Origin of the sequence: Pantoea sp. PNA 14-12, assembly GCF_004364735.1 — a bacterium.
Classification (GTDB): domain Bacteria; phylum Pseudomonadota; class Gammaproteobacteria; order Enterobacterales; family Enterobacteriaceae; genus Pantoea; species Pantoea stewartii.
Genome location: NZ_SOAJ01000001.1, coordinates 508,597 through 521,670 on the forward strand (window position 1 = coordinate 508,597; position 13,074 = coordinate 521,670).

Consider the following 13,074-nt stretch of genomic DNA (forward strand, 5'->3'; position numbering starts at 1 on the left):
TCAAAAGTTGAATTTCGCGCTCAGGCTGAGAACAGCGCAATAAGCACGGGCGCGGCCAGGCTCATAATAAATCCATGCACGATCGCCGCCGGCACAATATCGGTACCGCCTGCACGTTGTAAAACGGGCAGGGTAAAATCCATTGACGTCGCGCCGCACAAGCCCAGCGCGCTGCTGCGGTGGCGGGCGATCAGCGCGGGAATCAGCATAATGGCGATAAGCTCTCGCAGCAGGTCATTAAAAAACGCGGCACTGCCGATCACTGGCCCAAAGGCTTCTGTCATCAGAATGCCGGAAAGGGAATACCAGCCAAAGCCACTGGCGAGTGCCAGGCCGGTTTTAAGGGGGAGCCCCAGTATCAGCGCCGCTATAATGCCGCCCAGTAAGCCACTCAGCAGGACGACACAGGCAATCGTCATCCCCCGGCGATTCAGGATAATCTGACGCAGCGTCATACCGCTGCCGCGCAGTTGAATACCGACCAGCAAGAGCAGGAAGATCAAGGCATATTCACTGGCTGCGGATGCATGGTGCAGCCAGGGCCATTGCGTAAGGCCCAGCGCAAAGCCGAGGACTACGACGCCGCACAACGTCAGCGATTCCAGCGCCATATGTAAACGTGACGGCAGTTTTTGCTGTTTATGATGATGTTGCCAGGGCATCCGCTGTTCCAGCCAGCGCAATGCCAGCAGGTTGCACAGTAAAATACAGCCCGCAGCGACGGATGCCGTATAAAAAACGGTGATCAGATTGCTGCTGAGGTTGTCCAGAAAAGCCAGGCTGATGCCCATAAAAAACAGAATGACGTAGACCATCCAGCCCAGCAGACGATTTACCGCCTTAAGAAACCTGGCCTGCCGGACGGGTAACAGCCAGCCAGCGAAGAGCGGGAGTAGAATCAGTAACAGTCCTGAATACATAATGAAAAGATCGTCCATGTTAAAATTGACGCTACGCTAACGAAAAAGCACAGGGGAGTAAACCCTGACGGTAAAGTCACCTGACCGCCAGAGCAACGCGTTCCCTTCTTCGGTCAGCTCAGAGGATAAAGCGCTATGAATCTGGAACATATCGATATCCGGGGATTTCGCGGCATTAATCAGCTTTCTCTTCCGTTAACGCGCATTAACCTGTTGATCGGCGAAAATGCCTGGGGGAAATCCAGTCTGCTGGATGCACTGAGTCTGCTGCTGTCACCGCACACGCGCGAGTATGTTTTTACGTCTGACGATTTTCATTTTACGCCTGGCGACAGGGACGACCAGGTGCATCGCCTGTCTGTGGTTTTTCATTTTCGTGAGGATGAGGCAGAAACCAGCGGACCACTTGCGCCTTTCTGGCGAGGCGCGATACCCGGACAACGCTATCTGCGTTACAGCATCCAGGCCAGACGACACGCTGGCCAGATTCGATCCTCGCGACGCTTTATCGACAGCGAGGGCCAGGTGTTGCCTGAAGCGGGAACGGCTGAGGCGATCGATGTTCTCCTGCGTATGAATCCGGTATTACGCCTGCGCGATGCGCGTTTTAGCCGCCGCCTGCGTCCCGTTGCCAGCCGGGTGGATGAACGTCTGACGACATTAAATCAACTGACGCAGGAGCTGGATAACCTGACGCGCGATCTGGACCGTCATCCCCAACAGTTGAGCGATGCGGTCCTGCGTCAGGGCGTGCAAACGCTACAGCAGCTGATGGAGCACTATTTTCTGGTGCAGCATCCGGCTCACGGGAGCCAGGCGTTCCGCGTCGATCCACAGTCACGGGATGGCGTTGAGGGCTGGCGTTCGCTGGATCAGCTTAATCATCTGATTGCTGCCACCGATGTGCGCAGCCGTCAGTTGATTTTACTGCGGATGTTTAGCTTACTGATGCAGGCAAGGGGCAATGAGCCGTTGCTCCCGGGTGCGCGACCGCTGTTGTTAATTGAAGATCCGGAAACACGACTGCATCCCATCATGCTTTCGGTGGCCTGGAACTTGCTTGCGCTGCTGCCGTTGCAGAAGATTGCCACGACCAACTCGGGCGAGTTATTGTCGCAGGTGGCGGTAGAGGATGTGTGTCGACTGGTACGCGAACCCACGCGCGTGGCGGCGTGGCGCATCGGCCCTGAAGGATTGAGTGCAGAAGACAGCCGTCGCATCGGCTTTCATATTCGTGTTAACCGCCCCTCAGCGTTGTTTGCCCGTTGCTGGTTGCTGGTGGAAGGTGAAACCGAAGTCTGGATTATCAATCAGATGGCACGACAATGCGGTTATCACTTCGCGGCAGAAGGGATAAAAGTCATTGAATATGCGCAGTCAGGTCTGAAGCCGTTGCTGAAATTTGCCCGACGCATGGGCATCGCCTGGCATGTCCTGACGGATGGCGACATGGCAGGAAAAAAATATGCCGCCACGGCGCGCAGCCAGCTTCAGCCGCATGATAATGAAAAGCATCATCTGACCCAGCTTCCGGCGGCCGATATGGAACAGTTCCTCTACAACAACGGCTTTAGCGAGGTTTACCATGCGGCAGCGCATCTGCCGTTAAACGTGCCTGTTAATTCCAGGCGTATTATTACCAAAGCGATTCATCGCGCATCAAAACCGGAACTGGCCATCACGGTCGCTATGGCGGCCGCAGAACGCGGAACCGCGTCTGTTCCGACCTGTCTGCAAGAGATGTTTGTTCGCGTCATCCAACTGGCGCAGGGGAAGGCGGGTTAAGGCATAAAGTAAAAATGCCAGCGCATCAGGCTGGCATTTTTGACGGAGCGGTCCAACGTTGGGGATGTCAGGCCACGGCCTGCTGCGCTTCTACGGGTACAATAAGACTGGCATGGTTGCCCTTCGGGCCTTGATGAACGTCAAAATGGACCTGCTGGCCCGCTTTTAACGTCCTGTAACCATCCATCTGTATTGTTGAGTAGTGTGCGAAGATATCTTCGCCGCCCCCGATTGGACAGATAAAGCCGAAACCTTTGGCGTTATTGAACCATTTAACGGTACCTGTCTCCATGCTTTTACTTCCCTCGCAAGACATTTTATAAGTAGGTGAGGTGACGTAAGCTGTGAGTCGGGTTTGATTAAAACTCAATCAGCTTGTGAAGCTAGAATGTAGAAAAATCGCCGCGATCGTCAAGCAAACCACCGGGCCAGGTGGGGAGAAAATCATCAAAATTTGAGGTAGTTAACGCTATTTGAAATTTTGTGATACAGGTCGCGTAACGAATTTTTGGCTGACCGATTCATTAGCGGCAGTGTACTTGACACACGTGTTAAACTCTACAGATGACACTGGGTTTGATGATGACGTACTGACTCACAACGGAACACTATGGCAAACACTAAAGACTGGCTAAATTTCGAACACTTAGCCGAAGGTAAAGTACGCGAAGAGTTAAAGCCACCTTCGATGTATAAAGTCATTCTGAATAATGACGATTATACACCTATGGAATTTGTTATTGACGTTCTGCAAAAGTTCTTTTCTTATGATATTGAACGTGCAACGCAACTGATGCTGAAAGTTCACTACCACGGTAAAGCCATCTGTGGTGTATTTACCGCAGAAGTCGCTGAGACGAAAGCGGCACAGGTGAACAATTACGCGCGGGACAATCATCATCCGTTGCTGTGTACGCTTGAAAAAGCCTGAGCCTCTCTCCATACAGGAAGCAGGTCAGAGCGATTAACTGGAGGAGGTGCCTAATGCTCAATCAAGAACTGGAACTCAGTTTAAACATGGCTTTCGCCAGAGCGCGTGAGCACCGTCATGAGTTTATGACCGTCGAGCATTTGTTACTGGCATTGCTCAGTAACCCGTCGGCAAGAGAGGCACTGGAAGCCTGTACGGTGGACATTGTGGCTCTGCGGCAGGAGCTTGAAGCCTTCATTGAACAAACCACGCCTGTGCTGCCCGCCAGTGAAGAGGAGCGCGATACGCAACCGACGCTCAGCTTCCAGCGCGTGTTGCAACGCGCCGTGTTCCACGTTCAGTCATCCGGACGCAGCGAAGTCAATGGCGCGAATGTTTTGGTCGCCATCTTCAGCGAACAAGAATCCCAGGCAGCGTATCTGCTGCGCAAACACGAAGTCAGCCGCCTCGATGTGGTGAACTTCATCTCTCACGGTACGCGCAAAGACGAACCGGGCCAGGCACCTGGTGCTGAAAATCCGGTTAACGAAGAGCAAGCAGGCGGGGAGGAACGTATGGAAAACTTCACCACCAATCTTAATCAGCTTGCTCGCGTTGGCGGCATTGATCCGCTGATTGGCCGCGACAAAGAGCTGGAACGTACGATTCAGGTTCTGTGTCGTCGCCGTAAAAATAACCCCCTGCTGGTGGGTGAGTCGGGCGTCGGTAAAACCGCGATTGCGGAAGGATTAGCCTGGCGAATCGTTCAGGGCGACGTGCCAGAGGTGATGAAGGACTGCACCATTTACTCGCTGGACATTGGTTCGCTGCTGGCGGGCACCAAGTACCGTGGTGACTTTGAAAAACGTTTTAAAGCGTTGCTGAAACAGCTTGAGCAAGATAACTCCAGCATCCTGTTTATTGATGAAATTCACACCATTATCGGTGCGGGCGCCGCATCGGGTGGACAGGTGGATGCCGCTAACCTGATTAAGCCGCTGCTCTCCAGTGGCAAAATCCGCGTGATGGGATCAACCACGTATCAGGAATTCAGCAATATTTTTGAGAAAGATCGTGCCCTGGCGCGTCGTTTCCAGAAAATTGACATTACCGAGCCCTCTGTTGAAGAGACGGTGCAGATTCTTAATGGTCTGAAAACCAAATACGAAGCGCACCATGATGTACGTTACACCGCGAAAGCCGTGCGCGCGGCGGTGGAGCTGGCGGTGAAATACATCAACGATCGTCATTTGCCGGATAAGGCTATCGACGTCATTGATGAAGCCGGTGCCCGTGCGCGCCTGATGCCTGCCAGCAAACGTAAGAAAACGGTGAATGTGGCGGACATTGAAACGGTGGTGGCGCGTATTGCCCGTATTCCGGAGCAAAGTGTGTCAGCAACCGATCGCGATACGCTGAAAAATCTGGGCGACCGTCTGAAAATGCTGGTCTTCGGTCAGGATAATGCCATTGAGGCATTGACTGAAGCCATCAAGATGAGCCGCGCAGGTCTGGGTCAGGATCGCAAGCCGGTAGGGTCGTTCCTGTTTGCCGGTCCTACCGGTGTGGGTAAAACCGAAGTGACCGTCCAGTTAGCTAAAGCGCTGGGCATCGAACTGCTGCGCTTCGACATGTCCGAATATATGGAACGTCACACCGTCAGCCGTCTGATTGGTGCGCCTCCCGGCTATGTCGGTTTCGATCAGGGCGGCTTGCTGACCGATGCGGTGATCAAACATCCTCACGCCGTTGTGCTGCTGGATGAAATTGAGAAAGCGCATCCGGACGTGTTCAACCTGTTGTTGCAGGTTATGGACAACGGCATGCTGACTGATAACAACGGTCGCAAAGCGGACTTCCGTAACGTGGTGCTGGTGATGACCACCAACGCCGGCGTGCGTGAAACTGAGCGTAAATCTATTGGCCTGATTCATCAGGACAACAGTACGGATGCAATGGAAGAGATTAAGAAAATCTTTACGCCTGAATTCCGTAACCGTCTGGACAACATTATCTGGTTCAGCCACCTGTCAACGGACGTCATTCACCAGGTGGTCGACAAGTTTATTGTTGAACTGCAGGCGCAGCTGGATGCGAAAGGCGTTTCGCTGGAAGTCAGTGACGAAGCGCGTGACTGGCTGGCAGAGAAGGGCTATGACAAAGCGATGGGTGCCCGTCCAATGGCGCGTACCGTGCAGGAGAGCCTGAAGAAACCGCTGGCGAACGAACTGCTGTTTGGTTCTCTGGTCGACGGGGGATCGGTTTCCGTTGCGCTGGATAAAGAGAAGGGGCAACTGACCTATCACTTCCTCAGCGCGCAAAAACGCAAAACGGAAGGGACGGTGCACTAAGCACCGTTTCACAGAACGAGAAAAGGCCGGATAAAATCCGGCCTTTTTTTTTGTCCGCCTGCGCGCACGCAGGCAGCAGCATCAACGCAACTCAGCGACTACGGAAGACAATGCGGCCTTTGCTCAGGTCGTACGGGGTCAGCTCGACAGTCACTTTGTCGCCCGTCAGGATGCGGATGTAGTTTTTACGCATTTTACCGGAGATATGAGCGGTAACCACGTGTCCGTTCTCAAGTTCTACGCGGAACATGGTGTTAGGTAACGTATCCAGTACGGTACCTTGCATTTCAATATTGTCTTCTTTGGCCATCGAATCCTCTGGGTGTACTACCTTTCAGTTGAATCGGCAAGATAATGCCCAATTCAACAAGTTATGTAAAGAACCGTCGGCAATAAAGCCAACGCATCGCCGTGCTTCGCGTGTCAACGCGAGCATGTCGGTTAAATTCGGGTGTTTATGTGACGTCTGCGGGGGATTAGCGGGCTAAGAATCTGAATCAACCGGTAACACGCGCACGATTGAAACAGTTCCGAGAGTGCGATGAGATTCCCAGCCTGGCAATTCCGGCTTGAAAACCAAGCGCGGACGACATACCAAACTTGGCCATTATATCACTTAACCGACTTTATGTGTGCAAAACATCTACGCAACTTTTAAAAAAGGGTTTGATTACGCCAGCAGCCGCTGTCAACGGCCAGGGATGCCAGGTTTTTTACCTGCTCAAGATAATGATCGCGTGCAATCTCAACCGCTCCCAGCGAAGCGGTATGGGGGTTAAGTATCTGACAATCCACTAACTGGCCCCCGTGCTTAATAAAATGCTGACAGAATACCAGTAAGGCTGTTTTTGACGCATTGGGCTGCAGGCTGAACATCGATTCGCCGCAAAAGATTTGTCCCAACGCCAGACCGTACATGCCACCTGCAAGGGTTTGATCGCGCCAGACTTCAATCGAGTGCGCGTGGCCCAGTTCATAGAGCTTCTGCCAGGCGCGTTTCACTTCAAACGTAATCCATGTACCTTCTTCGCGGCCCAGGGCACAGCCGTCAACGACATCGCCAAAGGCCTCATTCATCGTCACCCGATAAGGTGACTGCTGATGAAACCGCTTCATACTGCGACTGAGATGGAACTGCGTCGGGAATAACACCGCTCGCGGATCGGGTGACCACCACAAAATCGGATCGCCGGGCGAGAACCAGGGAAAAATACCCTGCTGATAGGCACTCAGCAGGCGTGCAGGGGAGAGATCGCCGCCCATCGCCAGCAGGCCGTTCGGCTCGCGCAGCGCGGTTTCCGGTGGCGGAAAGCGCAACGACTCTTGTGACAGTTGAACCAGTCTCATCGCGGTAATGTACCCCTCAGCGTTTGCTCAGCACTATAGCGCAAAGCGCTGCTGGAAACGCCAGTAACGTCCACCTTTTGCGACTAATTCAGAATGATTTCCCTGCTCGACGATCTTACCGCTGTCCATAAGGCAAATTCGGTCCATTTGCGCCAGGCCGCGCAGACGATGCGTTACCATAATGACCGTTTTACCCGTGGTGATCTGTTGCAGGAGGGCGAGAATCTGCTGCTCGGTGGTGGCATCAAGCCCTTCAGTCGGCTCGTCCAGAAGCCATAAGTCGCCGTTGTGTAACATCGCCCGGGCGATGGCCAGGCGGCGTAGCTCTCCACCCGACAGCGGACGGCCGCCTTCACCCAGCCAGGCATTAAGCCCTTCCTCATTTTCCAGCAGGCCCTGAAGCCCGGTTTGCACCAGTGCATTTTCAAGCATTGCATCACTGGCGGTGGGGCAGGCCAGCAACAAATTGTCCCGTAGCGTCTGACTAAACACATGGACGCGCTGGGTGACTACGCTGATGCGCTGGCGAAGTTGGGCTTCATCCCAGTCCGCAAGCGGTACGCTGTTCAATACGATTTCGCCCTGTTGCGCCTCCCAGGCGCGGGTGAGCAGCCCAAGCAAGGTGGACTTGCCGCAGCCTGTGGGGCCGAGAAGGGCAATACGTTCACCGGCTTTCATCGTCAGTGAAAACTGATCCAACACCTTTTCAGGTCGTCCAGGATAACGGAAATCCAGCGCGTCAATCCTGAGTTGCAGCGCACCGGCGGGAACCGTGCTTGTGGATGGAAAGAGGATGGCAGGCGACTGATCGATAACGTCATTGACGCGTTGTGCTGCCGTGATTACCTGAGACAGGGGCAAAAAGGCGCTCGCGATCGGCGCCAGTGCTTCAAAAGCTGCCAGGGCACAAAACACCACCAGGGCAATGAGCGGTCCGGGCAGTTGCTGCTGCGCAATGCTTGTTGCGCTCAGCCAGAGCAGGGCAGTAACAGTGAGGCCACTGCATAACAGCAGCAGACTTTGCGCCAGCGCCTGTAAACGCTCCTGCTGACGTTGTGCGTCCTGCCACTGCTGCTCATCTTCGTCCAGCCTGGCCCGCCAGCGGGCAGCGTTACCATACAGTGTCAGTTCTGCCTGTCCCGCCAGCCAGTGCATTAACTGCTCTCGCCAGCGCGATCGCTGCCGGGCAATCGCGATGCCGGTGGGCGCGCCCAGACGGTAGAACAGCGGGGGAAAAAGGCAGAGCAGCGTAAGCAGAATGCCGCCCAGCGCCAGCGCCAGGTGCAGATCAATCAGGCTGAGGCCGGCTGTTACCACGACGATAACGATAAACGCGCCCAGCAGCGGCGAGAGGACCCGCAAATAGAGATGATCCAGCGTATCCACATCACCAACAAAACGATTAAGCAGATCGGCCTGACGAAAGAGCGCGAGCTGGCCGGGAGAAAGCGCAATCAGGCGGCTAAACGTGAAGACACGCAGATGCTGTAAAACCCGAAACGTTGCGTCGTGACTTACTAACCGCTCAAAATACCGGGCGGCGGTACGGGTAATCGCTGCGCCGCGCACGCCAGCGGCGGGAAGCATATAGTTGAAACTGTACAGACCAGCCACACCGGCTACAGAAGAGGCGGCCAGAAACCAGCCCGACAACGTGAGCAAGCCGATACTGGCTAACAGCGTGACAATCGCCAGCACGATCCCTGACGTCAGGCGGAAGGGATGACGCAGCCATAGCCGCAGAAAGGGACGCAGAGCCGTCATCAGAAAATCTCCTGTTGCCGGTGTTGTAATAAATCACTGAACGGACCGGACGCAGTCAGCGTCTGCCAGTCGCCCTGCTGTACGATCTGACCGGCCTGCATTACCCAGATCGCATCCCATGTCTGAAGCAAATCAATTTGGTGGGTGATCATCAGTGTCGTCTGGCGCGTGGCCGCCTGATTTAATGCCTGCATCACATGATGTTCACTTTGACTGTCCAGGCTGGCAGCGGGCTCATCCAGTAACAATAACTGGGCGGGTTTATACAGCGCGCGGGCTACGGCAATGCGCTGTGCCTGACCGACCGATAAGTGATGACTGGCATCCCCCGGTTCGGTATCCAGTCCGGCAGGCAGTCGGGAAAGAAATTCATCGATCCCACATGATGCGGTTAAGGCACTTAGCCGTGCGGGATCGTGCGGCGCATCCATGATGATATTGTCCCGTAACGTTGCGGCGGGTAGCTGGGGATTCTGGCCGACCCAGGCAAGATGCCGATGCCAGTCATGGCGTGCGATACGGTGAAGTTCAATGCCGTTAACTTTCAGCGATCCCTGATAGGGTAAAAAGCCCAGCAGGGCATTTAACAGTGCGGTTTTGCCTGCACCGCTTTTGCCCACCAGCGCGACGCGCGTGCCTGCGCGCAGGGTGAAGGTGAGCGGGCCGCAGAGCTGATGGCCATTGGGCGCGTGTACCGTCAGATTTTCTGCCACCAGCTCTACTGGCGCCGTTGCGCTAAAGGCGTCGCTGGCGGATGTGTTTTCGGCCTCTGGCGTTTCCTGCATAAAGCGTTCAAGCGCATCGGCACCGCCGATTGCCTGCGCTTTAGCATGGTAGAACGTGCCCAGATCGCGCAGAGGCTGAAAAAATTCCGGGGCCAGAATCAGTACCAGGAAGCCGGCAAACAGCGTCACGCCGCGGCCATAATCACCAAAGTGCAGTTCGCCCAAATAGGAAAAGCCAAAATAAACGGCGACAACGGCGATGGACAGTGACGCAAAAAATTCCAGTACTGACGAAGAAAGAAAGGCCAGACGCAGAACCTCCATCGTCCGTTGACGGAAATCCGTCGTGGCGTCAGCAATCGCCTGTTTTTCGGCGTCTGCCCGATGAAACAGACGCAGGGTTTCCCGTCCACGCAAGCGATCCAGAAAGTTGCCACTCAGGCGTGCGAGCGCCACAAAGTTACGGCGATTAGCCTCGGCCGCGCCCATGCCGACCAGGGCCATAAAAAGCGGGATCAACGGCGCGGTCGCGAACAGGATCAGACCTGCCGCCCAGTTTAACGGAAACAGGGTGAGCAATATGCAACAGGGAATGACCGCCGCCAGCGTCATCTGTGGCAAATAACGCGCGTAATAGGCCTGCATATCCTCGGTTTGCTCAAGCAGTAACGTTGCCCAGCTGCCGGCGGGCTTGCCCTGTATCCAGGCCGGACCCAACGCTGCCAGACGATCCAGCACCTGTTTACGCAAAGCCTGACGGATGGCCTGCCCGGCACGAAATCCAGCCTGCTCCCGGGCATAATTCAGCGCGGCGCGCAGAACAAAGCACAGGATCAGAAGTGAAAATGAGGACAAAAGGGAGGCTGGAGAATGCCTGTCAATAATCAGCGCCTGCAGTAGCGACGCTAAAAGCCATGCCTGCATGATAATCAGAAGCGCGCCAGCGCAGCCCAGCAACGACGTAACGCGCAACCAGGGGCCAGCATGATGACACTGTTGACGAAGCCAACGAGTAAGATGCTGCTGACGCGATTTATTCATGCGAAACCCAATGTGGCAAAGACAAATGAAATGAGGCTGGTCCTCACACCCGGCGCCTGAATTTAGCATGGTGATAATAAAAAAGGCGACTGAAAAACAGTCGCCTCAAACAATTAAGATCAGGTTATTAACAACTTACTTATCGTTCTTAACCAATCCGTCAAGATAACGCTCTGCATCTAACGCAGCCATACAACCGGTACCGGCAGAGGTAATGGCCTGACGGTAGATATGGTCCATGACGTCACCTGCGGCAAACACGCCAGGGATACTGGTTTGCGTGGCATTACCGTGCAGGCCGGACTGTACCTTGATGTAGCCGTTTTCCAGCGCCAGCTGACCATCGAAAATCGCCGTATTCGGGCTGTGTCCGATAGCAACAAACAGGCCGGCAACATCCAGCGTTTCGGTCTCTTCGGTATTCAGCGTTGAACGTAGCGTCAGGCCCGTCACGCCCATCTGATCGCCGACCACTTCTTCCAGCGTTCTGTGTGTATGCAACACGATATTGCCGTTGCTGACTTTTTCCATCAGGCGGTCAATAAGGATTTTCTCTGCGCGGAAGCTGTCGCGGCGGTGAATTAAATGCACTTCAGAGGCGATATTCGCCAGATAAAGTGCTTCTTCAACCGCGGTATTTCCGCCACCGATAACGGCGACTTTTTGGTTGCGGTAGAAGAAACCATCACAGGTCGCACAGGCCGAAACGCCTTTGCCTTTAAAAGCGTCTTCCGACGGTAAGCCCAGATAGCGTGCTGATGCACCCGTGGCAATAATCAGCGCATCGGCAGTATATTCGCCACTGTCACCGGTCAGACGGAAGGGACGGTTCTGCAGATCGACCGTATGAATATGATCGAAAATAATTTCCGTGTTAAATTTCTCGGCATGCTCATGCATACGTTCCATCAGCGAGGGACCTGTCAGATCATGCGGGTCGCCCGGCCAGTTTTCCACTTCCGTCGTGGTGGTCAGCTGACCGCCTTTTTCCAGCCCGGTAATCAGTACTGGATTCAAATTGGCGCGTGCAGCATAGACGGCCGCGGTATAACCTGCCGGACCAGAGCCCAAAATGAGCAACTTACTGTGTTTAGCCGTACTCATGCGTTCCTCAGTTTTATTCACCTGACATAACCTGCGATTGTAGGGAATATGCCGTAGCAATGACAACACTTGCGCACTTTTGTTAGCGATTGCTGCAAACGGCGTAGACGATGAATGGCTTTTTCGCCTGCCTCCTGTGCCAAAAGGGGGCAAAAATTCAGTTTACAGACCACCATCGCACGAAAATACTCATTTAAAAACAGTGACCCAGCGAAGTGTCTGGCATCTTGTCCTGAATTTAGACATTTTACTTTGACAATCGCCTGCGCATTTGCGAAAACAGTGTGAGAAGCGAATAACTTAGTCTGAACAAAACGGGTGTTGCCGCCGCGTTTTGGGCAGAGTACCGAACGAATTTTATCGTCTGATATTGGTCATGACGCATGCGGTGGACAGACAGCATGCGTCATACAAATAGGTACGAATGCGCTCAGACGCCGTTATTTCACTTCAAAAATGCCCCGAACAATGACCGTTTTCAGGGGATGGCAGGTAAAGGGAAGGAATGAAGAGAGACAATAATAATGGTAGATAATAAGAAACGCCCCGGTAAGGATCTCGACAGGATCGACAGAAACATTCTTAATGAATTGCAGAAAGACGGTCGCATCTCAAACGTGGAACTTTCCAAACGTGTAGGATTATCTCCTACACCTTGTCTTGAGCGTGTACGCCGTCTTGAACGTCAGGGGTTCATCCTTGGCTATACTGCGCAACTCAACCCTCACTACCTGGATGCTTCATTACTGGTATTTGTTGAGATTACTCTGAATCGTGGCGCACCTGATGTGTTTGAGCAATTTAACGCCGCTGTGCAAAAACTTGAGGAAACTCAAGAGTGTCACCTGGTTTCTGGTGATTTCGACTACCTGCTTAAAACGCGCGTGCCTGATATGTCCGCTTACCGCAAGCTGCTGGGTGAAACCTTGCTGCGCCTGCCAGGCGTAAACGACACGCGTACTTATGTGGTGATGGAAGAGGTCAAACAGAGCAATCGTCTGGTGATCAAAACGCGCTGATGCGTGGCAGGTGCAAAGCCTGGGAAATTTCGGTACACTCCTGTGAATACATACAGGACCAGCGTCGGGTGAGCCCGACGCTGTTGTTTCTTACTTTACAGGCACCTG

11 protein-coding genes are annotated in these 13,074 nt (G+C 53.9%); 4 read left to right on the forward strand and 7 right to left on the reverse strand.

Annotation, left to right across the window (positions count from 1 at the left end; translation table 11 throughout):
- Window positions 1–20: 20 nt before the first annotated feature.
- Window positions 21–920 (reverse strand): lysine exporter LysO family protein, encoded by a 900-nt coding sequence (locus tag C7434_RS02535; protein ID WP_033737650.1) that lies wholly within the window; start codon window positions 918–920, stop codon window positions 21–23.
- 135 nt (window positions 921–1,055) lie between these two features.
- Here C7434_RS02535 and C7434_RS02540 point away from each other — a divergent pair, with 135 nt between their 5' ends.
- Window positions 1,056–2,705, forward strand: coding sequence for an ATP-dependent endonuclease (locus C7434_RS02540; protein ID WP_133745109.1), 1,650 nt, complete (start codon window positions 1,056–1,058; stop codon window positions 2,703–2,705).
- A gap of 67 nt (window positions 2,706–2,772) precedes the next feature.
- Here C7434_RS02540 and cspD read toward each other — a convergent pair whose 3' ends face one another.
- Window positions 2,773–2,997 carry a cold shock-like protein CspD gene (cspD, locus tag C7434_RS02545; protein ID WP_006118603.1) on the reverse strand — a complete coding sequence of 75 codons (225 nt, stop codon included), beginning with the start codon at window positions 2,995–2,997 and terminating at the stop codon, window positions 2,773–2,775.
- A gap of 318 nt (window positions 2,998–3,315) precedes the next feature.
- On the opposite strand from cspD, the gene clpS reads away from it, so the two are divergent.
- Window positions 3,316–3,636: an ATP-dependent Clp protease adapter ClpS gene (gene clpS / locus C7434_RS02550; RefSeq protein WP_006118604.1), complete on the forward strand. Its 321-nt coding sequence runs from the start codon at window positions 3,316–3,318 to the stop codon at window positions 3,634–3,636.
- A gap of 53 nt (window positions 3,637–3,689) precedes the next feature.
- The gene (gene clpA / locus C7434_RS02555) at window positions 3,690–5,966 is read left to right on the forward strand and encodes an ATP-dependent Clp protease ATP-binding subunit ClpA (protein WP_006118605.1); all 2,277 of its coding nucleotides are present in this window, start codon (window positions 3,690–3,692) and stop codon (window positions 5,964–5,966) included.
- A 91-nt stretch (window positions 5,967–6,057) separates the two neighbouring features.
- On the opposite strand, the gene infA is transcribed toward clpA, so the two are convergent.
- The 5 genes from infA to trxB form a co-directional block, all read right to left on the reverse strand.
- Entirely contained in the window at window positions 6,058–6,276 is a 219-nt protein-coding gene (gene infA / locus C7434_RS02560) for a translation initiation factor IF-1 (RefSeq protein ID WP_002211347.1), read from the reverse strand.
- Between the two features lie 344 nt (window positions 6,277–6,620).
- Window positions 6,621–7,313, reverse strand: coding sequence for a leucyl/phenylalanyl-tRNA--protein transferase (gene aat, locus C7434_RS02565; RefSeq protein WP_033737648.1), 693 nt, complete (start codon window positions 7,311–7,313; stop codon window positions 6,621–6,623).
- 33 nt (window positions 7,314–7,346) lie between these two features.
- Window positions 7,347–9,077 carry a cysteine/glutathione ABC transporter ATP-binding protein/permease CydC gene (gene cydC, locus C7434_RS02570; RefSeq protein WP_033737647.1) on the reverse strand — a complete coding sequence of 577 codons (1,731 nt, stop codon included), beginning with the start codon at window positions 9,075–9,077 and terminating at the stop codon, window positions 7,347–7,349.
- On the reverse strand, window positions 9,077–10,843 hold the full coding sequence (cydD, locus tag C7434_RS02575; RefSeq protein ID WP_033737646.1) for a cysteine/glutathione ABC transporter permease/ATP-binding protein CydD: 1,767 nt from the start codon (window positions 10,841–10,843) through the stop codon (window positions 9,077–9,079). The genes cydC and cydD overlap by 1 nt, the downstream gene beginning before the upstream one ends.
- A 135-nt stretch (window positions 10,844–10,978) precedes the next feature.
- Window positions 10,979–11,947, reverse strand: a complete 969-nt coding sequence (trxB, locus tag C7434_RS02580) for a thioredoxin-disulfide reductase (protein WP_033737645.1) — start codon at window positions 11,945–11,947, stop codon at window positions 10,979–10,981.
- Window positions 11,948–12,471: 524 nt separating this feature from the next.
- On the opposite strand from trxB, the gene lrp reads away from it, so the two are divergent.
- Complete coding sequence (lrp, locus tag C7434_RS02585) at window positions 12,472–12,966, forward strand: leucine-responsive transcriptional regulator Lrp (protein ID WP_006118610.1); 495 nt, start codon at window positions 12,472–12,474, stop codon at window positions 12,964–12,966.
- The last annotated feature ends 108 nt before the right edge of the window (window positions 12,967–13,074 follow it).